General features: G+C 40.6%; 19 protein-coding genes and 1 pseudogene. 4 read left to right on the top strand and 16 right to left on the bottom strand.

Going from position 1 to position 23,375, the window contains the following annotated elements; genetic code table 11:
- The first annotated feature begins 11 nt into the window (after positions 1-11).
- Both SSAL8618_RS07875 and tehB read left to right on the top strand, forming a co-directional pair.
- A complete protein-coding gene (locus SSAL8618_RS07875; RefSeq protein WP_038676599.1) occupies positions 12-1,283 on the top strand; it encodes a matrixin family metalloprotease in 1,272 nt (423 codons plus the stop codon).
- Between the two features lie 780 nt (positions 1,284-2,063).
- Positions 2,064-2,942: an SAM-dependent methyltransferase TehB gene (tehB, locus tag SSAL8618_RS07880; RefSeq protein WP_022496801.1), complete on the top strand. Its 879-nt coding sequence runs from the start codon at positions 2,064-2,066 to the stop codon at positions 2,940-2,942.
- A gap of 83 nt (positions 2,943-3,025) precedes the next feature.
- Here tehB and SSAL8618_RS07885 read toward each other — a convergent pair whose 3' ends face one another.
- Entirely contained in the window at positions 3,026-3,778 is a 753-nt protein-coding gene (locus SSAL8618_RS07885) for a DUF4767 domain-containing protein (protein WP_022496800.1), read from the bottom strand.
- Positions 3,779-3,873: 95 nt separating this feature from the next.
- Positions 3,874-4,923, bottom strand: coding sequence for an LLM class flavin-dependent oxidoreductase (locus SSAL8618_RS07890; protein ID WP_022496799.1), 1,050 nt, complete (start codon positions 4,921-4,923; stop codon positions 3,874-3,876).
- A 548-nt stretch (positions 4,924-5,471) separates the two neighbouring features.
- Here SSAL8618_RS07890 and SSAL8618_RS07900 point away from each other — a divergent pair.
- Both SSAL8618_RS07900 and SSAL8618_RS07905 read left to right on the top strand, forming a co-directional pair.
- Positions 5,472-6,299 (top strand): exodeoxyribonuclease III, encoded by an 828-nt coding sequence (locus SSAL8618_RS07900; RefSeq protein ID WP_002884246.1) that lies wholly within the window; start codon positions 5,472-5,474, stop codon positions 6,297-6,299.
- Positions 6,300-6,371: 72 nt separating this feature from the next.
- Positions 6,372-6,851, top strand: a complete 480-nt coding sequence (locus SSAL8618_RS07905) for a QueT transporter family protein (protein ID WP_013991025.1) — start codon at positions 6,372-6,374, stop codon at positions 6,849-6,851.
- Positions 6,852-6,888: 37 nt separating this feature from the next.
- Here SSAL8618_RS07905 and SSAL8618_RS07910 read toward each other — a convergent pair whose 3' ends face one another.
- From SSAL8618_RS07910 to SSAL8618_RS07975, 14 genes and pseudogenes are all read right to left on the bottom strand, one after another.
- Positions 6,889-8,517 (bottom strand): hypothetical protein, encoded by a 1,629-nt coding sequence (locus SSAL8618_RS07910; RefSeq protein ID WP_038676601.1) that lies wholly within the window; start codon positions 8,515-8,517, stop codon positions 6,889-6,891.
- 106 nt (positions 8,518-8,623) lie between these two features.
- Complete coding sequence (locus SSAL8618_RS07915) at positions 8,624-9,613, bottom strand: helix-turn-helix transcriptional regulator (protein ID WP_022496795.1); 990 nt, start codon at positions 9,611-9,613, stop codon at positions 8,624-8,626.
- 78 nt (positions 9,614-9,691) lie between these two features.
- Positions 9,692-10,717, bottom strand: a complete 1,026-nt coding sequence (locus SSAL8618_RS07920; RefSeq protein ID WP_038676603.1) for an energy-coupling factor transporter transmembrane component T family protein — start codon at positions 10,715-10,717, stop codon at positions 9,692-9,694.
- A gap of 122 nt (positions 10,718-10,839) precedes the next feature.
- A complete protein-coding gene (locus SSAL8618_RS07925) occupies positions 10,840-11,853 on the bottom strand; it encodes a diacylglycerol kinase (RefSeq protein WP_004183144.1) in 1,014 nt (337 codons plus the stop codon).
- Between the two features lie 9 nt (positions 11,854-11,862).
- Positions 11,863-13,821 (bottom strand): NAD-dependent DNA ligase LigA, encoded by a 1,959-nt coding sequence (ligA, locus tag SSAL8618_RS07930; protein WP_038676605.1) that lies wholly within the window; start codon positions 13,819-13,821, stop codon positions 11,863-11,865.
- A 51-nt stretch (positions 13,822-13,872) separates the two neighbouring features.
- Positions 13,873-14,382: a QueT transporter family protein gene (locus tag SSAL8618_RS07935; RefSeq protein WP_002891556.1), complete on the bottom strand. Its 510-nt coding sequence runs from the start codon at positions 14,380-14,382 to the stop codon at positions 13,873-13,875.
- A gap of 90 nt (positions 14,383-14,472) precedes the next feature.
- Positions 14,473-15,432 carry a YihY/virulence factor BrkB family protein gene (locus SSAL8618_RS07940; RefSeq protein ID WP_037611879.1) on the bottom strand — a complete coding sequence of 320 codons (960 nt, stop codon included), beginning with the start codon at positions 15,430-15,432 and terminating at the stop codon, positions 14,473-14,475.
- Between the two features lies 1 nt (position 15,433).
- Positions 15,434-16,294 (bottom strand): methionyl aminopeptidase, encoded by an 861-nt coding sequence (locus tag SSAL8618_RS07945; RefSeq protein WP_002884335.1) that lies wholly within the window; start codon positions 16,292-16,294, stop codon positions 15,434-15,436.
- Positions 16,295-16,338: 44 nt separating this feature from the next.
- Positions 16,339-17,619, bottom strand: coding sequence for a CBS-HotDog domain-containing transcription factor SpxR (gene spxR, locus SSAL8618_RS07950; RefSeq protein WP_002884454.1), 1,281 nt, complete (start codon positions 17,617-17,619; stop codon positions 16,339-16,341).
- Entirely contained in the window at positions 17,612-18,157 is a 546-nt protein-coding gene (locus SSAL8618_RS07955; RefSeq protein WP_013991031.1) for a GNAT family N-acetyltransferase, read from the bottom strand. Before SSAL8618_RS07955 ends, spxR begins: the two co-directional genes overlap by 8 nt.
- Positions 18,158-18,222: 65 nt before the next feature.
- On the bottom strand, positions 18,223-19,485 hold the full coding sequence (gene murA / locus SSAL8618_RS07960; protein ID WP_002884638.1) for a UDP-N-acetylglucosamine 1-carboxyvinyltransferase: 1,263 nt from the start codon (positions 19,483-19,485) through the stop codon (positions 18,223-18,225).
- 85 nt (positions 19,486-19,570) lie between these two features.
- On the bottom strand, positions 19,571-21,811 hold the full coding sequence (locus SSAL8618_RS07965) for a DNA internalization-related competence protein ComEC/Rec2 (RefSeq protein WP_038676610.1): 2,241 nt from the start codon (positions 21,809-21,811) through the stop codon (positions 19,571-19,573).
- Complete coding sequence (locus SSAL8618_RS07970) at positions 21,801-22,496, bottom strand: helix-hairpin-helix domain-containing protein (protein ID WP_022496133.1); 696 nt, start codon at positions 22,494-22,496, stop codon at positions 21,801-21,803. The genes SSAL8618_RS07965 and SSAL8618_RS07970 overlap by 11 nt, the downstream gene beginning before the upstream one ends.
- Before the next feature lie 108 nt (positions 22,497-22,604).
- Positions 22,605-23,362: pseudogene (locus SSAL8618_RS07975) on the bottom strand (lysophospholipid acyltransferase family protein).
- Positions 23,363-23,375: the final 13 nt, after the last annotated feature.

Here is a 23,375-nt window from a genome sequence, read left to right on the forward strand (position 1 = left end):
AGGAGAAAGTTATGTTACGTTCTTTTAAAACGCAAGGGACTAAGACAAAGACCATCTTAACCCTTGCAACTGTTGGTATCATTAGTGCTTTTCTTGTGGGAAGTCCTCAGCATGCCTCTGCGGATCAAACCTATGTTTCAGATCCTAACCAGGCTATGACATTTTCTGAACTTGAAACAACTACAAATACCAATACCATCACTCAAACAGGTGTATCTAGTGAAACACCTACTACTGTGACTACTGTGTCACATACCTCTGTAGATGATCTTCATACACATGAAAATGACTATGAACAAACGCCCACAAATACTCCGACTTTTGAGGAATTGAAACAAGATAGTCAAACAGCTAGCAGTACTGTCGACAGCCAGACTGGTAGCAAAACCTATGGGACTAGAATTCCGACAAATACAGATAGCAATCATAAGGCTGTAGAAAATCACTCTGAACCAAAGACCGAAACTGTCGCTCAAGCACAAACCTGGTCAAAAGATGGTGCTACATGGGTATCAACAGAAATTAATAATGGTAACGTTCATAAGATTCTATCTACTTATATTCCAAAACCATTAACACCTTCTACAAAGCCCACGACAACAGCTACAACAAAACCTAAACAATCAACTCCTGCTGTTAGTCAACCTAAAAAACCAACAACTGTTGTAAACAAGCCAGCGCCTTCTACAACGACACAACCTAAGAAGCCAACAACGACTGTCACTAAACCTACAGCTCCTAAAGCTACTCCTATCCAACCTGCTAAACCAGTGGACCGAATTGCTCAAGTATGGCAAAAGAATAACGAACTGGTAAAAGAGAATTACGACACTCCTCACTGGTCAACTAAGGAAGCAACAGTCTTCATCAATGCTAAAAATCCTGAAATCGTGAATGCCTACAAACAAGCTATCACTTCTTGGAATAACACTGGTGCCTTTAATTTCTTGCTCACTAACGATAAACAAAAAGCTAACATCATTGCTGATGAACGTTATGAAGGTAATGTAGCAGCTCCTCTTGGGGTTACCTACTCTACTTACTACCTCCCAACTAAGCAATATAGTAATGCTACTGTTTACTTGAACACCTTCCATGTTCAAAACAATTATTATCAAAAGAATGGTGGAAAACTCCTTAACACTGCGCAACACGAATTAGGCCACTCAATTGGACTTGAGCACAACAGTGCTGTTGCCTCTGTAATGGAACCTAAAGGTGGTAAGACAAGTATCCAACCAGTTGATATTAACAATGTTAAGAAGCTCTATAGCAAGATTTAAGTTCTTACACCATCACTATAATTTATAAGCAGACCTATCAGGTTCTGTTTTTTTTTATACAAGTGAGATGACCATTCAAGACCAGAAAATGACTGTTCATGATTTTTTCTTACATATTTTAAAGATATGTAAAGTTTTCTCCATTTTTTTTGGTAAAATAGAAAATGTAAAGAGAGACCGGATGAGTTAGAAAACTCAACTTTGTTAGTTTTTGCTCATTATTCTCATAAACAGAATAAAAATAGTCTAGGAACCCTTCTTAACATTTATACCTATCTTCCCCAAACACTTTTCCCCCATTCCTAGATTTCCAGATCTCTCCTAATAAAGAACGTCTAGCAACAGCAGCTAGGCGTTCTTTATTGTATCTAAAGCACATAGGCCTTGATATTAACCTAGTAGATTAGTAATCGTTCAAAATAATTCTCACAAAATTACCATTCAAGATCAGAAAATGACTGTTCATGATTTTTTCTTACATATTTTAAAAATATGTAAGTTTTCTCTGATTTTTTTTGGTACAATAGATAATGTAAAGAGAGACCTAATGAGTTATAGATAAATGTTTTATCATTTAAAACTTATTGTTCTCATAGACATTTTCTAAATAGTCTAGGAACCCTTCTTAACATTTATACCTATCTTCCCCAAACACTTTTCCCCATTCCTAGATTATCAGATTTCTCACAAGAAAAGCGTCTAGCTCACCCGGCTAGACCTTTTTTCTTTTTCCATACTTTTGCTATAATAGAGCCATACCGTTTGAAAGGAACTCATAAAATGACTATAGATCAGCAACTTCTTTGCTACAAACGTTTACCAAACTGGACAGCTACAACACTTCCGGAAATGGTGACGCAAAAACACAATACTAAGGTGGGAACTTGGGCTAAATTGACCATTCTATCGGGATCTCTTCACTTCTACGAATTAGACGAAGAGGGAGAGGTTACTGCAGAGCATCTCTTTACCCCCGAGACAGAGATTCCTTTTGTTGAACCACAAGCTTGGCATCGCATCGCTGCTGCTTCAGATGATTTGGAATGCTATCTTTCTTTTTACTGTAAACCCGAAGACTACATGGCTAAAAAGTATGATACTAAGGCCCACTCCGAGGTTCTTGAAGCAGTCCAATCTGGCCATATCAAACCTGGTCGTACCCTTGACCTAGGCTGTGGTCACGGTCGTAACGCTCTTTATTTGGCATCTCTTGGGCATGATGTTACAGCCGTTGATGTTAATAACGAAGCTACACAACGCATCCAAATGATTGCAGATGAGGAAAATTACAATGTTAGAGCTGGCTACTACGATATCAATGCTGCTGCTCTTCCTGAATCTGAGACCTTTGATTTCATCCTCTCAACAGTAGTCTTCATGTTCCTTGATCCCGATCAAATTCCGGATATTATCAAGAATATACAAGAGCGTACTGTCGTAGGTGGTTACAATCTGATTGTTTGTGCCATGGATACTGAGGAACACCCTTGTACCATGCCTTTCCCATTTACGTTTGATGAGGGAGAGTTGAAAAATTATTATAGTGACTGGGAGTTAGTCAAGTATAATGAAAATCTTGGTCACCTTCACCGTTTGGATGAATATGGCAATCCCATCGCTCTTCAATTTGCAACCATGTTAGCTAAGAAGGTTAAATAAGAGCGAATAACTGTAGACGAGCTGAGCACAGCTTGACTTGTCTTCAAAGTAAAAACTAGGAACCCAGTCGGATTCCTAGTTTTTTAATTGTTTACAATGTCTGCATATCCTGATTTAAGGTCTGCATTTTCTGTTTCTTTGACATAATACACACCACCATTAGTAGTTGGTGAATAAAGAACAAAGGGAGTCCCATCTTTTTTAATGGTGAAGAAATAACGGTGAACAGATACATTTTCCCATCTCTCGTAAACGGAAACAATAGTATACTCAGAACTGCTATTACCATTTGCAGCATAAGTAGCATCCACAGTCTGGTTATGGTCCGACATCCAACGGATAGGCAAAGAAGAGGCCTCATTGGTGATTTCTTTGTATCCAGGCTGATTCATCTGATTGCCCCAAGAAACCATCAAACTAGCAAGTCGACTAGCTTTGTCATTGGTCCAACGTGGATTTTCAGTATAGGCTTCCTTAGCATGGTTAGCATCAGGTGTGTCAATACTTGCACTGCTAGATTCACTTGTCTTCGGATTTCCGGCCGATGAAGTACTTGATGAGGCACTAGCCTTCTCCGTCGATGAGAAGATTGAGCTAGCCACTGTGGCAGATGACTTGGTCTGTTTGACATTCTTCAGTGAACTAGAGACTAGAGTCAAGCCAATACCAACTACGATCGCTACTAGTGCCCCCAGAAGAATATAGATATAATTATAATTTTTCGAGATTCCGATAAGGCCAGACTGATAAGCTAATTGTAGTTCATCTGGTTTCGGTTTACGCCCCTGAACTTGCTCAAAACGACTTATCCATTCTGCTTCTGACAGCTTTCGCATAATTTTCCTCTTCTCTTTATCAATTATCTTCCATCCTATCATAGAACAGTGATGATGACAATAGTAGAGAGAACTTGAGGTCTACCTTCAACCAATTACCCTTTATTTTCAAAATAACGACGAACAATCGGCGCCACTTCTTCACCATAAAGTTTAATAGCCTTTAGAACATCTTCATGTGGCATAGAACCAATTGGGAGATGAAGCATGAAGCGATCTAGCTGTAAATCCTCAATAATACGAATGATTTTTTGAGCAACGTGAGCAGGGTCCCCAACGAACATGGCTCCGTTTGGTCCAACACTAGCATAGTACTGCTCTTTAGTCATTTCAGACCAGTGCGGGCGATCCTTAGCAATGTTATCCACTGTTTGTTTTGTTGGATAAAAATAATTCTCTATCGCTTGGAAATTATTTTCTTCAATCCAACCCCAAGAATGGGCAGCCACCTTAAGTTGTTCATCCGAATAACCATTTCGAGCACCGATTTCCTTATAAACCTCAACTAATTTTGCAAAGGCCTTTGGATTTCCTCCAATTGTAGCATAGGCAATTGGCAGACCTTTTTCCGCAATTTGAATGGTCGACTCAATGTGACCACCTGTCGCTACCCATAATGGAAAATCATCTTGGACTGCTCGCGGATACACAGGGCGATTGTCAACAGATTGAGTATGCTTACCTTGCCAAGTTAAATTCGTTTGCTTTTTCACTTCCAGAAGCATGTCTAGTTTTTCATTGAAAAGTTCATCATAGTCTGAAAGATCATAGCCAAAAAGTGGAAAACTCTCAACAAAAGAACCTCTACTCGCCATGATTTCTGCACGACCATTTGACAGAGCATCAATGGTTGCATACTGCTGATAGACACGAACCGGGTCAATAGACGACAAAATGGTTACTGCACTAGATAAACGAATCTTCTTGGTATTCACAGCACCTGCTGCAAGAACAATTTGCGGTGCCGATACCGCAAAGTCTTCACGGTGATGCTCTCCAATCGCATAAATGTCTAGTCCAACTTGATCCGCCAATTCAATTTCTTCAACGAGGTCTCTAATACGTTGGTCATGAGAGATAGCTTTTCCAGTTGATTCTAGGAGGGTTGTCTCTCCAAAAGTTGAAATGCCAAGTTCAATCGTCATAAATCTTTCCTCCAGTAATTCTTTTATTTGTTATGAGAATAACATTATCGCTAACTAGTGATAAATACAAATAAAAAAGCCTAAGACTCTATTTTCCAAGAAAGGCTAATAGGGTTAGGCAGAAAAGGAGAACTAAAACACCCATGACCACTAGGAGACTAAGCTTATAGCCTAGGGGATTTCTAGGATTTAAACTAGTTCCAAGACCACTCCTACGAAGGACAAATAAGGGTTCCGAGGGAGATTGATTAAGGTTGTAATGCAAGAGATACCTTAAGCAAAATAGAAAGAAGAGACTCATCCCTGGAAAAATGGCAAGGGGAAGAATAATTCCCTGTGACAGACTAGCCATAATGGTAAGAATGATTTGTATCAACAAGAGCACCCAAAACAAGTAATAAATGTAGGATTGCTTTTTCATTAATATGTACCTCTCAATCTAAGATAAGTATACTCCTCCTAGCTTCCCTTATCAAACCCATAACTCGCCTGACACCTTATTTTCTGCTACAATAGATAGGAAAGATTCAAAAAAGGAAACTGTACACATGAAATTAATTTCTTGGAATATTGATTCCCTAAATGCCGCCCTTACTAGTGATTCTGCACGTGCTCAATTATCACGCGCTGTTATCGACACCTTGGTCGCTGAAAATGCAGACATCATTGCTATTCAAGAGACAAAACTGTCTGCTAAAGGTCCGACTAAAAAGCATTTGCAAATCTTGGAAGACTATTTCCCTGACTATGACAATACTTGGCGTTCATCTGTTGAACCTGCCCGTAAAGGTTATGCTGGAACCATGTTCTTGTATAAAAAAGAACTGAATCCAGTCATTACCTATCCTGAAATCGGAGCACCTTCAACCATGGACTGTGAAGGACGTATCATCACTCTCGAATTTGACAATTTCTTTGTGACACAGGTCTACACACCAAACGCTGGTGATGGCCTCAAACGTCTGCTTGAACGTCAAATCTGGGACGAAAAATATGCGGATTACCTAGCTGAATTGGACGCTCAGAAACCAGTTCTTGCGACTGGTGACTACAATGTTGCCCACAAGGAAATCGACTTGGCTAATCCTTCAAGTAATCGTCGTTCACCAGGATTTACAGATGAAGAACGTGCTGGTTTCACTAACCTCCTTGCAAAAGGTTTCACCGATACCTACCGTCACCTCAATGGCGACGTTACAGGAGCCTACACATGGTGGGCCCAACGTAGTAAAACATCTAAAATCAACAATACAGGCTGGAGAATCGACTACTGGTTGACTTCAAACCGTATTGCCGATAAGGTCACAAAATCAGACATGATTGACTCTGGTGATCGCCAAGACCACACACCTATTGTCTTAGAGATTGATTTATAAAATAACTCTAGACCTAAATCACAAAAAGAGTAGAACTGCTACTCTTTTACTATGCCCAATTAAGGAGAAATTATGAAAACCAAACTTAATACCACTCAAAAGCTCGTTCTGTCAGCTATTATGATGGCTCTTTACATCGCTATCCTCTTTGTGTCTCAAGCCATTTCCTTTGGTGCGGTTCAGATGCGTCTGGCCACCGCTTTATATGGATTAACCTACATCTTCCCATTTTTGGTATTCCCAATTAGTCTGGCTAATGCCATCGCAAACTCTTTTGGAGGTTTGGGATTGATTGACGTGGTTGGTGGTTTCTGTGCTAGCTTTTTAACAACTGGTAGCATCTACCTCATCCGTAAAGCCAAGTTATCTAGCTGGTTCATCATCCTTCCAATCCTACTCGTTCCTGCTTTAGTGGTACCAATCTGGCTTAGTGCCTTGCTCAAACTTCCTTATTTTGCTCTCGTTATTAATCTCCTCCTGGGACAATTAGTTCCTTCAATCTTGGGAGCTGTCCTTGTACGAGAGTTGGCTAAACGAGGATATAAAGACTGACAAACAAAAATATCTCTGCAATGTGCAGAGATATTTTTTAGTAATCAAAAGCTTTTTCGTAAGCTTCTTTTGGTGTCAATTTGTCACCAGAGATAAGCAAACGGTAGTCAACATTAGTAGGATCTTTTTGATACTCATCAACCCAATCTTGATTCATTTCGAGGTAAAGATTATAAGTTCCCAACTCAGTCGAAACAGTACCTACCTTGTAAAAATCTTTATAACGCTTTTGGTTATCCGTTTTTTTCAATTTTTCATATCGATAATAAGTTCTGGCAAAGTCAGTGAACTGGTATTCTTTCTTATCTTTTCCAGAGCCAGTTGTGACTTCAATGGTGCCCTTGTTATTTGTTAAATGCAAATCATAATCATAATCATTGTGGCTATTCACTTGGAAAACACCTGAAGTAATGTCACTATCATCAGAGAATGTCTGAATGTCAGCGAACTTAGCAGCCTGCCAAGAAGTAGGGACTCCTTCATATTCACCATCACTCTGGAGACCTAGAAGTGACCAATAGTGACCGAGATAGAAGGTATTAGACTTCTCACGATCTGTCACCAGTTCACCTACCATCTTAAGGTTTTCAGCACCCAGACGGTATGGGTTAGAAAGGTAACCAAAGACTGGGAAGAAATAAATGATGACTGTAAAGGTCAAGAGGGTCTTCATATTAATCTTGTTAATAGCCCAGAAGAAATAAGCAGCTGAGAACAAGAGAGCGTAAGCAGCACCGTAGCTGAACTTATGCGCATGGGCAATCAAAAGTAAAATGAAGAAAATAGGTTGGATCGGACGGACCTTGTGATAGATGATAGAGAAAACATCCTCCTTGTCTTCCTCAGATTTGAAAATCAAGGACAAGACAATGGTCAAGAGTACAAAGAAGGCGCCAAAACCGAAACCAACATCATTTGGACGGAAGAAATAAGCCAAGATGGACATATCCATCACCAAAAGCCAGACAGATGCAAATTTGATCATATTGTTACCAAATTTTGCAGCCGTTTGACTAGGTGCCTTTAAAGGTACCTCGAAGGCTTGTGCAAGTGCTCTTTCTTTGGCTTGGCGTTCAGCCTCTATTGCCGCTTTCATTTCCTTAGTACGGCGTTCCTTTTGGAACAAATGAGCAACCTTGGTCGGTTCATCTTCCCTTGACTTGGTAATACTCAAAAAGAGTAAATATTGCATGGCAAAGATGAGAGCTGTGTTCCCACCGTATTCTAGGAAGGAACCATTCCAAATACTAGAAACAACTGTAAAAACGATATAACCTCCAATTGAGATTAAAACCGTCAAGAGCAAATGAATCCAACGATAGCGGTAAGTGTATTTATCAGTTGTATCTCGCCTCAAAAACGTGTCACGTGGGTAAAGATACCAGATAACGAAGATAAGTTCAATGGCTTGAACTGCTGTTAGAAAACCAACGTAGTTGAAGCCAAAAACGGCTGCTACCACATTGATGAGATAGGAAATAATGGCCAAAACTCGCAGACTGGTGCGCTTAGACAAAAGTCCAATACTCATCAGGGTGATAGTTGAGAAGGCAGAAAAACCAGCGCCCATCTTATTATCAAAGATAAACACATTGACAAAAGCAAAAATCAAGATTCCTAAAAGACTTAAGACTTGTTTTTGCATTTCTTTTTTCTTTTCTTTCATATTTTCCCTCCTTATGGAAATGATAACGTTTCCGTACTCCTATTTTAACACAATTGTACTATTTTTGTCAGATTTAAAAAGGCATTCGGATAACCGAAGGCCTTTTTCATTTGTTATCTATTGCTTCAATCTTGAGGAACACAAAATCCCCATCAAAGCGTTGAATATACTTTTGAAAACCTAATAAACTAAAAGTTTCAATCTCATAGCGGACCTGATCAATACCATCACTAGTGCTTTCCTCAAGCAATTTTAGTTTTGGAATATCGGATTCCAAGACATCACGGTAAAGTCCTTTATACTCAAAGGTAATTCGAGCCCACTCGTTACCAGAAAGCATTGAGAAAGCCTGATAACGCACCTGCTCATCTGTAATAAGACAGTCTTTTTGTTCTGGACTGAGCGTGAAAGCCAAATCATTTTCGGATTTATGAATGGTCTGGAAACGATCCACACGGAAATAACGGATTTCAGAGAACTGATAATCACAAGTAAAGTTATCATCCAGTTTGTAAGAAATACAGTAGAAATAATGGTTGTCAAAAATGACTGAAATTGGAAAGACCTTATATTCCTCCACTTTTTCTCCTGGCTTACGGTAACTAAATGACAATGGACGTTGGTCCACAATGGCATCGAAAATGGCTGAAATAGCTGGTAAGAGTGACTTATCTTGTTCCTGATAAATCTTAAGTTCTTGATAACTATCCAGTTCTAGCTCAGTCAATCGCTTGATACGTCTGCGCTCCTTGTCGTCTACAGCCCTCTCAACAAAGATGTTGATTATCTCTGCTACTTCATCCTTTCGAAGAGCTCGACTCTCTAAAAGAATCTTAGATAGGATAACTGCCTGATTGTATTTAAGGTTACCATAGCCTTGTTCATACTGGGCATGGTAGGAACCGTATTTTCTGGAATACTTAACCTTCATATTTGGCCGGAGTTCAGTCAAATTCTCCTTGAGCTCACTCACATCCTCTTTAAGCGTACGCTCACTTATGCCAAAGCGAGCGAGGTAATCCGTTTTTGAAATGTCATTTCCCTTTTCCAATTCGGACATAAAGTACAAGAGACGTTTGGTTTTTGATGCTGTCATTATAAAATCCCCCTTTATAATCAAACCTCTTATTACTAAAAAATTGCTGTCTAGTTATTCATTATCATAGATGATCCATTACCAATGGCGACGAGCCACAGAATTATAGCTCAAATAATAGTCCTTTTTCTTTTCGTTGTACTCAAAAGAGAGTCTTAACAATTGTGCTTTCTCAATAGGACTATTCTGATCAGTGTAATTAAGATCAACTGACTTATGCATGATTCCTGATGAATGGACCTTTATACTTCTCCAGGCCCCTTTTGCCTGAGGATGTTCCCTCACTACCTCAGACAAGGATGTTATTGGTCCAAGATAAGCTTGGTCTTTGGTACGTAAGCTATTTATCTGCTCTTCAGTCCAATTACTGCTATAGTTATCAACTTCAGTGACGCCATCAAGTGGATAAGTCGCTGTTCCACCATCATAAACAAAGCGTCTCTTTTCGTCCTTCACAAAAGAGAGATCAATATACTCATTGCCATCTCCACGGTCATATCTCACCTTGAGACCACTGGATTCCATCTCGACATAATTGCCCTTACCATGACTTTCAATAATCCAACGTAAAGTATCAGCCTTAGGTTTCAGATTTTCAAAATCTTCTTCCGTCCAGTTATAAATCGCAGACTTATCTTCGTAGTCTTTTGGATCATCACTATCGGGTTTCTCCTCATCAAGTTCTGACTGGGATACTTGTTGGATCAGCCTGTATTTTTTCATAGCGCCTCGATAGACAGAACCACCTAAAGTTGCAAAGAAGGATAATCCAATCAGGGCAAGCACGATTGCGGCAAAGAGAAATCTACCTAGCTTCTGTCCCATTCTAAAGAGAATGATAGCAAGGACAAAACAAGCCACAATTACAGCTAGATACAGTATTATCGGCTTATACCTCCAAGATAAGAAGACCGACATCCAGCTCACACTTAAGAGTATCAATGGCAAAACAAAGGTCAAAAAGAAATGTCGCTTTTCAGCTTTTTCCTCCTGAAAAGCAGATTCAAACTCTGGCCCTTGATTACTAAAAGCCGACTCGAAAACCTGATCACCATTCTTTCGATGATCATCACTTAAATAACGTTTACTTTCTTTATTAAACATCTACTCCTCTAAATATTCTATATAACAATTTCCCAGTTTTATCTATTGTAACAAATGAAAGCGTCATTTTCTACAGATATACTTAAAAAGCAACCTGTCTTAGGTTGCTTAAAGGTTTAACATTAGTCATTCTCGATTTTTTCAGCTTCTGTACTGAATTTTTGTGCGATGGCTTCGAGGGCCAATTCGTCTGTATCTGGAAGAGTGATGGCATCATCTGAAATCTCATCAATATTAGCATAGAATTCAATGTGATTTTTAAGGTTTTGAAGCTGGATAGGTGCATCACCACCGTATTCACCATCTAGGTTAATCATCATACGATCTTTCCCCTGAGGCTCAATATACAGCGAACTCGTTTTGATATAGGAAATTCTCTTGTCGTAGATGTGTTTACCACCTTGGAGAACCTGACGAATAAGGTCTACCAATTCAAAGAGGTTTGCTGTCTTAACCATGATTAGTGTAAATTTACCATCATCCAGTTTAGCATCTGGGGCAATCGTTTCAAAGCCACCAACTGAATTGGTCAAGGCAACGAAAATCATGGAAAGGCCACCTTCAAAGACACCCTCATCATGCGTAATGCGGACAGGAACCTTCTTAACTTGTGGCAACAACTCTGCCCCCTTAACAAGGTAGGCCAAATAACCAAGGACTGTCTTTAAGCGACTAGGCACACTATAAGTTAGTTCCGTAAAGGAACCCGCAGCTGCAATATTGATGAAGTATTTATCAGCATAGGCACGACCAATATCCATTTGAAGGGTTTGATTTTTAGCAATAACCTTGGCTGCTTCAACAGGATTTCCTCTTGGAATCTTTAAAGCGCGTGCAAAGTCATTTGTTGTCCCCGTTGGAATAACCGCCATTTGTGGGCGATTTTTGAGTGGGGCAATCCCAGAAACAACCTCATTGATTGTTCCATCGCCACCTGCAGCAATGACTAAGTCAAAGCCTGCTTTAGCCGCACGAGTGGCCTCATTTTTTGCTGAGTTCTCATCTGGTGTTGTTTGAAAGGCTGACGCTTCAAAGCCAGCACCTTCCAGAATATCCAAGACCTCGGCAACATTTTTTTTCATAATTTCTTGTCCAGATGTTGGATTATAAATTAAGCGGGCACGTTTTTGTTTCATATTGAACTCCTATAAATCCAGCAACCAAGCCTCATCTTTTACGTCAATTCCTAGGCTTTGTGCTTTTTCCAACTTACTTCCGGCATCACTACCAGCAACTACTAAATCTGTTTTCTTAGAGACAGAACCTGTCACCTTAGCACCCAGAGCTTCAAGTTTTGCCTTTGCTTCACTACGTTTAAGACGCTCCAATTTTCCTGTCAAAACAACTGTCTTACCAGATAGGATGGCATCATCTGCTACCTTTTGCCCAAGGTAGGACAAATTAACCCCATAAGTCTCCAGTTCTTTCATGAGAACTTGAGCTTCTTCCTTGGCAAAATAGCGCTGGATGGATTTGGCAATAACCTCTCCTAAACCATCTACAGCAGCAATTGCCTCGACATCTGCACTTGCTAACTCTTGTATACTTCCAAATGCTTCTAGCAACTGCTTACTAACTTTGGCACCGACATGACGAATACCCAAACCATAGAGCAATTTCTCTGCAGAATTATCTTTTGAGGCTTGAATGGATGCATAAAGTTTTTCAGCAGACTTTTCCTTGAAACCTTCCAATTGGAGGAAATCTTGACTGTTCAAGCCATAGATATCAGCTACATCTTTAACCAATTCAGCTTTAAAGAGCTTTTCAACCACTGAAGGTCCCATACCTGCGATGTTCATGGCATCACGAGAGGCAAAATAGATGAGGCCTTCCTTAATCTGAGCAGGACAAGAAGGATTAATACAACGTAGGGCAACTTCATCTTCAAAATGTAAGAGGCCACTACCACAAGATGGACATTGCGTCGGTACTTCCATCGGTTCTTGCGTTGTACGCTTACTTTCTACTACTCGAAGTACTGCAGGGATAATATCACCAGCTTTGTAGACAATAACGGTATCCCCGATACGAATGTCTTTTTCAGCAATATAATCCACATTATGAAGGGTAGCACGACTAACCGTTGTCCCTGCTAATTGCACTGGAGTTAAATTAGCAGTCGGCGTTACTACACCCGTACGACCTACCTGCCAGTCCACTGAGAGAAGTTCTGCTTCCTTTTCCTCAGCAGGGAATTTATAAGCAATGGCCCAACGTGGTGCCTTAACTGTAAAACCTAGCTCTTCTTGCATAGCCAAACTATTGACTTTGATAACAACACCATCAATATCATAAGCCAAGTCATCGCGATCCTGTCCAACAGCTTGAATAAAGTCCCAAATCTCATCCATCGATGATGTGACAATACGTCGTGGATTAACAGAGAAACCTAGTTCTGCCACTTCATTCAGGACATCATTTTGTGTAAGACGCTCCGTTGGACTCGCTTCCTGATAAAGGAAAGTCGCCAAACGACGCTCGGCAACCACCTTGGTATCCAACTGACGAAGGGTTCCCGCTGCAGCATTACGTGGATTGGCAAATTCGGCTTCACCATTCTCCTGACGCTGGATATTGATGCGTTCAAACTCAGCCCGTGGCAGGTAACACTCTCCACGAACGGTAATATTAAGCGGTTGGTCCAACTTGAGAGGAATGTCAGAGATACGCTTGACATTTTCAGTGATATTTTCACCGACAGAACCATCACCACGTGTCGCACCTACCTGGAGAACACCATCCACATAGGTTAGCGAGATAGAGAGACCATCAATTTTGAGTTCAGCCATATAATCAGCATTAGGAAATTCAGCCTTCACTCTCTGATCAAAGGCATCTAGTTCTTCTCGTGAAAAAGCATCCTGCAAACTATAAAGCGGATACTCATGTTGATATTTTTCAAAACCATCAAGGACCAGACCTCCCACACGATGCGTAGGACTATCTGCTTGAACATATTCAGGGTACTCAGCCTCCAAAGCTACAAGCTCACGATAGAGCTTATCGTAGTCCGCGTCTGACACCGATGGATTATCTTCCGTATAATACTCTTTTGCATACTGGTTAAGTTTAGCAACCAGCTCTTTCATTCGTTTTTCCATAGGAACATTTTAACATAAAAGCAGAAAAAAAACGCCTTTACAGACGTTAATTTAGGAAACAAAATCAATGACTTTGGCCAATTTCTTAATAAGAATTGCACCAACCAAGAGTGATGCCAATTCTCCCATAGCAACAGTGAACCAAGTTGCCCAAAATGGTGCTTGAGTAACTAGAGTCAACTCAGCCGCAATCGTCACCATGAAGAATGAAAAGTAAAAGGCAAAGAAAACATGAGCCTTGTCAAAAAGGCCACCCAAAATGTCTTGGTTTTTAAAACGGTCAAAGAAATAAACACCTGAACCGACAAAGACCAATGTTGATAGGCTTCCAACAACCACATCAATCATGTTAAAGCTAAAGAAATTAGCAATCACACAGCCCAAAGTAACGGCAATGATATACTTGCGATTATAAAATCCTAAAAGATTGAACATTTCTGCAATTCGGAACTGGTAGGGACCGTAGGAAATTAAGTTAAAAGGTGGCACAACAGTCAAGACTACATAAAGGGCCGCCACAATAGCAATATGTGTTAAATCACGAACAGTTTGTTTTTTCATTTTTCCTCCATAATCAATGTTTTTTATTAGCTACGAAAAATCAATAATCCCGTCAAAAGAGCCTGGATCTCACCAAGCTCTTTTTATCATCTAGGAATCATCCTCATCTTTTTTATGTTTTTTGCTGTCACTACCATCTCCAGAAAAGCTCTGAATAATAGTAATCACATCTCCTCTTCTACTTTTTAGTTCACCTTGTCTAAGTTCTTGATAGGTCGCATTAAAGACGGCACCCAAAATCAAAATCCTGGCCAAAAAGATGAACCAAAGCATGAAGACGAAAATCATAATGGATCCAAATAACTTGATGTCAACCAATCGACTCAAGGTACGAATCACGTAGGTTCCAAACAAGTTACTTAAATAGCCAATCACTAAAGTCGTAAATATTGTTCCTGGCATAACATAGCGGATTTTTCGAATCTTCACATTTGGAAGCACGAAATAAAGCACCATCATTCCCAGGAAGACAACTGCAATACTTAGAGGCTGAATACTATTTAAAATAAGCTGGGTCATCTTGGAACCAATAGGATAGGTCTGATTGATAACTCGAAGGACCGACTGAATAATTGTGGACAGCATTAGTGCAAAGGTGAGCAGGAATAAGATTACCAGACTCATGAAACCACCGATAATGTGACTAATAAAGACATCACGGTGTTCTGAAGCACCATATACCTTGTTAATCGCCTTTTGAAGTGAAGACAAGGACTTAATCATTGTCCAGAATCCCGTCAAAGAGGCAACTCCTAGCAACTGTCCAGAAGGTGTCGAGAAGATATCCTGAACAACGTTGGCTGCAGGTGCATAAAACTGCTTAGGAAGGTGCTCATTCATAAACTTCAAGAGATCTGTCGTATCAATATTCAAATAGGGAAAGACATTGGCCGCAATGACAATGAGCGGAAAAATCGTCAAAATGAGATAGTAAGCCACTGCGATAGTTGAAATGTCTATCTCTGCACTACGATAATGCCTAAGATAAACCTGCAAAGGGCGCCACTGGAGTTTATCCAAGAGACGGGCCATTAAGCCTTGTCGTTTCATATTAGTAAGTTCTTTCTTCGCCTTGAGAAGTCAAAATTACTGGACCATCCTTAGTAATAACAAATTGGTGTTCATATTGACAAGAAAGTCCACCGTCAAGAGTTTTGTGAGCCCAACCCGTTTCAAGGTCCGTATCAATTTCCCAAGTACCAGTGTTAATCATTGGCTCGATAGTCAAAACCATTCCTTCTTTGAGACGGAGACCTCGTCCAGCCACCCCATAGTTTGGCACCATTGGTTCTTCGTGCATTGTTGGCCCAACTCCGTGTCCAACCAAATCACGAACAACACCGTAACCACGACTTTCAGCGTATTCTTGGATAGCTGCCCCGATATCACCGATACGGTTACCGACAACCGCTTGTTCAATACCAAGGTACATAGCCTCACGTGTTACTTCCATAAGTTTTTTCACTTCGTCAGATGGCGTTCCAATCGCATAAGCCCAACATGAGTCAGCCAAACCGCCAGAATATGATTCCGTGTATTTTTTAACCTGAGCAACATTGTCAAAGTTCAATTTTGACACATCAAGGACTGACTTATCGATAGGTTCTGACAAGACCATATCAACTTTCAAGAGGTCACCATCTTTCAAAATATAGTGACGTGGAAAGGCATGTGCCACTTCGTCATTAAGGCCACAGCATGTTGCATAAGGGTAATCCATAATGCTTCCCTCAACTCCAATCTGAAGGGGAAGAACATTTTCTTCTTTACAACGACGACGTACATACTCTTCTACTTCCCACATATCCACTCCTGGTTTCAAGAGGTCACGTAGACCAATGTGAATGCTAGCAAGAAAATCCCCTGCCCTATCCATTGCTTCAATTTCACGTGCTGATTTTAATGTAATCATTATTTTCTCCGTTTTCTTTATATCTTTTATTTTTTTATTCGTTACTAAGTTTTCTTAACCACAACAACTGATTTGCAGACGGTATGATTCCCGTGAGTAACCATAAGGTCCAGATGAGCTCTACGTCTGGTCTCAGCGATAATACTTGGTGTAATCGTCACCTTGTCATCAATCTGAGCCGCCTGAAGAAAGTAAAACATCATTTCTTCAATCACAAGACCATTTTGCTCCTGCTTTTCCATGATACGATAGACAACCTCTTTAACCATCTCTGCAAGAACACCCTGAGTGAGGTTTCCAGAATTGTCAATCATAGTGGGCTCTACCTCAAAGCTGAAAGCATGCTTGTCCTGGTTTAGGTTAGCTATCATTTGATCACTAAAGGTGTGCAAGTTGCCACGATTATTGTCCTGAAGTTCTTCCAAAACCTGACGACGGGTGATAACACCTAGATAGTGTTTTTCTTCATCCACAACAGGAATGATATCAAAGTCTTCAAAAATCATCTTTTGGGCAACAGTTGCCAGACTAGTCTCAAGTCGTGTCACCGTCGGCTTGGTCATGATTGCCTTAAGCATGGTCGTTGGTTGCTGATTAGACACATCCCGCATGGTCACAATACCAATCACTTTTTCAGACTCAGATAGAATTGGAAAACGTACCAAGTTGGTCCGTTTAACCAAATTCTGAAAATCTCTGACCGTCATTTCTGGAGTCATGTAATTGTAGTCTTCTCGTCTGGTATAGACTTGAGCTACAGTCTTGATATCTGTTTTGATACGGACATTCGAAAGCGCCTGGTTAATCATGGTTGCCACGGTAAAGGTATCGTAAGTTGTTACCATAACTGGAAATTGCTTCAAACGAGAAAGCTCTTTTACCCTATCGGAAACCTGAAAGCCCCCCGTCACTAGAATAGCATTATTGTGTTCTAGAGCAAGCAATTGAATATCCTCACGGTCCCCAACAATAAGAAGATCTCCCTTGGTTAGATAACGGGTGATATTCTCAATAGTCATGGCTCCAATATAGAACTTACTGAAGACACGTTCCAGACCTTCATGACCAGAGATAACCTCAGACTCTGTAATCTCTGCAATCTCCGCAAAGGTCAGCCTGTCAAGGCGAACTTGGACTTTCTTTTCAATTCGAACCGTTCCACTCCGAGGACGGGTCTCAACCAGCCCTCGATTTTCAGCTTCTTTAATCGCTCGGTAAGCAGTCCCATCAGAAACCTGCAAGTGGTTAGAAATACTACGCACACTAACACGCTTACCAATAGGCAAAGCCTCTAGATAATCCAGAATTTCTTGGTGTTTACTCACAGTTCTCCTCCTTCTCAAAGCGGAGATAATCACGCATGGTACGGGTGTAGCGGTCTGCTCCTTTAAAGCGAGATACAAGTTTAAAGCCAGACTTTTCTGCTACACGAATAGATGCCTTATTTTCCAAATGGGCAATAAGAATAATACGGTCCATTCCCATAGCTGTCAAAGCCAAATCTGACAGACAGGTAACCGCCTCAGTCATTAGACCTCTCCCCCAGTAAGAGGCATTCAGAAAATAGCCAAGCTCTGCAGTCCGTTTCTGGACATCAATCTTTTCAAAACGAACGACGCCAATCATCTTATCTAACTCTTTATCTACAATCGCCCATACACCTAGAGGCTCCTTCATGAAATAATGAACCAAAAGGCAATCCGTTTCATGCTGTGTTTGAGTGGCAGGAAAGAAAAATTGTAGATTCTGAGGATTTGATACAATTTCGTGTAAATCAAAACGATCCAAAAAGATGAGTGGTCTAAAAGAAAGGCGCTCCGACTCAAAAAAGGCAAAAGCACCCAGACTAGTCCAAATATCCATGATAGTATTATAACACAGTTTTAGAAATGGAAAAAGGCTCAACCACTAGGGGTTGAACCTTAGACTTAATCTTCAATCAAACGAATATCTGCACCAAGGTCAGAAAGTTTCTCAATGATATTTGAATACCCGCGAAGGATAAACTCAATATTGGTAATTTCAGTTTGACCTTCTGCCATAAGACCCGCTGTAACAAGCGCAGCACCTGCACGCAAATCACTGGCTTTTACTGGCGCACCTGAGAGTTGCGTTGGACCATTGTAAACAATTTGTCCACCGAGTACCTGAATATCAGCACCCATACGAGCCAATTCAGGAACGTGGTTCACACGCTTCTCATAAATCGTATCAATAATTTTTCCTCGACCACTTGCTTTCAGTAACAAAGGTGTCATCGGTTGTTGTAAATCCGTCGCAAAACCTGGATAAGGCGATGTCTTAATGTCAACAGGTTTTAAATCACCTTGCTCTTCAACAAAGATGGCATCTTCTTCAACTGTCATACGAACACCCATTGCTTCAAGTTTAGCAATAAAACTTTCAAGGTGTTCATAAAGAACATTTTTAACCTTAATTCCCTTACCGATAGCCGCGGCCATAGCAATATAGGAACCCGCTTCAATACGGTCTGGAATAACCTGGTGACGAGTGCCATGTAAGCTTTCTACACCGTCAATGGTGATCACTTCTGTACCAGCACCACGTACTCGCGCACCCATATTATTCAAAAGTGTTGCCACATCAATAATCTCAGGTTCACGCGCTGCATTTTCAATGACCGTACGACCGTCAGCCTTAGCCGCTGCCAACATGGTATTGATGGTCGCTCCAACACTGACCGTATCCATGTAAATATGAGCACCCTGAATGCGTTGACCAGCATCAGTCGCAATACGCATAGACTCTGCTTCATAGGAAATGCTTGCACCCATCGCTTCAAACGCCTTAAGGTGAAGGTCAATAGGACGTGGTCCCAAATCACAGCCACCAGGCAAACCTACTGTTGCTTGACCGTAACGTCCAAGCAAGCTACCGTAGAAATAGTAAGAAGCACGAAGGCTGTTAATCTTACCAAATGGCATTGGCATATCCTTAACGCCTCGTGGGTCGATTTCAAGTGTTTCGCCATCACGCTTAACAGAACCACCCATTACTTCTATAATTTCAATGAGGTTATCGACGTCGCTGATTGCTGGCACCCCATCAAGAGTAACCACTCCATCAGATAAAATGATGGCCGGAATCAATGCAACAACTGAATTTTTAGCCCCTGATACTGTAACTTCTCCCTGAAGTTTCTTACCACCATTGATGATAATTTTACGCATACTGTTCAATCTTTCTTATACTGGAATATTAGCCATTACATTCTACCATAGATTGAGGTGCATGACAAATTAAGAACTCTAACAATTATCGGACAGTTTCACTTGACCACTTAAACCACCCCTTAAAACGGATAGCACCGTTCTGGTCTGTTCGTAAAACCTTAATGTGACGTTCCTTGAAACGCTCCAAAGTTTCATCATTTGGATGTTTATAACGATTATTCTCACCAGCTGAAACAAGGGCAAGGGAGGGCTGCAACTGGTCCAAAAACGCTTCAGACGATGACCCTTTTGAACCGTGGTGTCCGGCTTTGAGGACACTAGCCTTTAAATTAGGATAGCTGACCATCAGTTCCTCCTCTCCTTCTTTTTCTAGATCACCCGTAAACAAAAAACTACTTCCTAATAGTTTTCCGTAAAGAACTATCGAATCGTTGTTACCACCATCACCAACTTTATTTGGATAAAGAACCTGTAGCTTACTTCCCATCATGGGTAAGTTGTCTCCAGCCTTTAGAGTGCGAACTGGGCGTTTTAAAGTTCGAAGTCGTTTCACAAAACTAGGCTTAGTCAAAGCTCCTTGACTGACACAGATTTCCTTAATCTTAAACCGCTTGGCTACTTCTTCCAAATCACCAATATGGTCTGTATCCGTATGAGTCAGGACCAGATGGTCAATTTGAGACACTCCCCTAGCCTGTAGGTAGGGAATCAAGGTTTTCTCCGCATTGCTCGTCTGGCTAGCCTCTTGCCATTTTTCCTTTGACCCGAAAGTCACCTTGCCACCCACATCAATTAGGATGGTATCGCCTTTCATACTCCTCAGAAAAATACTATCTCCCTGACCAACGTCAACCATAGTCACCTCATTGGTTAAAGGATGTTTGACCCAGACCATCAAAAGACCAAAAATCATCAAAAGGCAAATCCTAAACTGAGGCTTTTTCCAAAAATCAAAGAGCATAACCAAGACAGCTATCATCAAGCCAAACTGAAACAAACTAGGTTTCCCTAAAATCAAAGGCTGGCCTATCCAGGATTGTATCCAAGTCAAAAAGGCCTCCATCCATTCAAAAAGTGGGTTGATTTGAGAAAAGATTACCAGTCCTGAAAGAGCAAAGAAGACTGTCAATACAGGCAAGAGAAAGCTATCAAATACTATCGAAAACATCGCCGTCAGAATTAAACTCACCGGTTGAAAGGTCCCATAATAGAAAGTTAGAAAAGGCAAAATCCCAAGACTCAACACTAAGCTCGTACAGATTGACTTTTTAAGAGATGACATCTCCTCAAAATCAAACAAACACAACAAAAAGGCATAGGAACAACTTAAAACACCTCCCACTGTCAAAAGAAAATGAGGTAAAAAGAGAAACAATAGAAGCAAAGTTATCCCCATATTATCCAGTTTTTTAATACCAAACTCCGCTAACAAACTTTGAATCAGGGAACGTAGGACTGAAGCTGTCCAACCTGTCATTAAGCCATAACACAAGGAAAAAGGCAGCAAGATAATAAATAGATAATCTTTAGGAAGGCCCAAGCGTAGGAGTCCATAGCGAAACCATCCCAGAAAAAAGCCCACTTGCATCCCCGAAAGTGCGAATAGATGAATAATACCTAAGCTTGTGTAAAGCTGACTTTGCTCATCAAACTCCTTACCCAAATACCCAAAGAGCAGACCTGTCATATAGTGTCTCATAGGACTAGGAAAGTGCGTCTGGATATGAACCAATGCCCTCCTCCTCAGTTGATGGAAAAAAGCTAGGGGAGATAGAGATTTTTGAGGCACCACATGGTCCAAGCGTTCAATCTGAGCCATTCGATAAATGCCTTGACTGGCTAGATAAGACTGATAATTAAACCCTTGAAAATTACGTTGACCAATTGCTAGGGATAACTTTATTTTCCCTTTTAATACCAACGTTTGGCTAGTAGTCTTAAAAAAATGCTGCTCCTTCTCAGATTTGAGTCGGTAAAAGACCTGATAAGTTTGTCCCTTTGCCTTTCCAATAGCTGATAATTGCTCACCATTAACCGACAGCGTATCAGCAACCAGAGTCACCTGATTGATTTCAGTAGGAGCTTGTTTATCTTGTATGGTAGCTCTGTGGTGCAAGAATAAAAAGTAGACCAAAAAGAAACTACCTACAAGTCCCACCAACTTTAGGGCTACCTTATTCTTCCAATGATGCTTCAAAAAACATCCTAAAAGAAAAGACAAAACCCCAATAGCATAAACATTTGTGTTAAAAATCGTAAAATAAAGGGCAGCTATTAACAGAGCCAAGGAAAAAAGATTGATTGGAGCTTTTTTAAGCCACATAGAGGGACTCTCTGATTTTTTCTAAAGTTTTATCACCAATTCCTGAGACATTTTTCAAGTCATCTACGGATTGAAAACCTCCATGACTTTCACGATAGGCAATGATATCCTCAGCACGCTTAGCTCCAATCCCAGAAATAGTTTGCAACTCCTCTGAAGTCGCTGTGTTTAAGTTAATTTTGCCATCCTTAGCACTAGTTTGCCCTCCTTTGTCAGAAACCTGACCAGTTCCTGATTGACCAAGAACAGAAAGGTTTTCATCCTTAGTTGCCACATAGACAACCTCTTCGTCCGACAGGCTTGCAGCTAAGTTAACACTCTTAGCATCCGCATCCTCAGTCATTCCCCCAGCGGCTTTGATGGCATCAGTTACCCTAGCGCTTGCTTTTAAGGTATAAACACCCGGATTAGCCACAGCCCCCTTAACATCTACTGTTACTTTTGACTTATCCTTTTCACTTCCTTCAGTCTTTGACTGGGAAGACGCCTCAGAAAGAGACTGTGAGCTTTGTTTGGATGAGGAGGTTGACAAAGCTGTCACATCTGTATAAGACGTCTCCGCCTCCATACTGTTGCCCGCACCACAAGTCATCCATAGAAAGAAGCAAAAAATCACCATCAGTAAAGCGATGACACTCACAAACAGACGATTATCTTTGACATAGGCTATAATCTTTTCCTTCACGCTATTCTCCTTAATTGATATATTTTCTTTCTTATTCGTAAAAAATTTGAAAAATATATCAAAAAGTAAAAAAACTCCATCAGATTTATGTCTGACAGAGTTATTTGCTTATTTCTGCGTTTCTTTAGCACGGTGTTTTTCAGGGTTCCAAACAAAGCTAGCTACATATGAGAAAGCCATGGTAAAAAGCACTGCAATGATAGCTACAAGACCGAGAGGTACACGGTAAATATATGTCAATGGGTTTGGTTTTTTTTGCCTGTTTGATAGCTCAAAGCTTCTTCATCGAGACGATCAAATTCAGACTGGATACGACGAGCAACCTCTTGAATATTTTCATCATTCAAACGCTTCAAATCTGAAATATCAATAGGATTACCATAGTTCATATCCACACGTTCACCCGTCAAGAGCCCCTTGAGCTCACGAGGTCCTTGATAGACAACTGGCATAATCTTAACCTTGGCCATCTTAGCGATAACCGCAACCCCACCCTTAACATCAGAAGAATGACGACTACCACTTGGGAACATAATCAAACTACGATTACTCTTCTTAAGCATGTTAACAGGGTACTTGATAGCTTCTTGGCCAGGATTTTCACGGTCAATTGGGAAGGCGCCACACATGCGGATCCACCAACCAAAGATACGGCTCTTGAAGAGTTCTTTCTTAGCCATGAAAATAAACTGCTTAGGACGAGCTGAAAAAGCCATATAAACAGGGTCCCACCAAGTTCGGTGCGGAGCAACCAAGATATAATTTTCATCCTTATTCAATAATTTATCACGATTGTGGTAATGGGCATTACCATTGATAATCCAAAGAAGGAAGACAACAAGCCCACGTAAATAAGCGTAAAACACGTTTTTACCTCTT

Source organism: Streptococcus salivarius, from assembly GCF_000785515.1.
GTDB classification, from domain to species: domain Bacteria; phylum Bacillota; class Bacilli; order Lactobacillales; family Streptococcaceae; genus Streptococcus; species Streptococcus salivarius.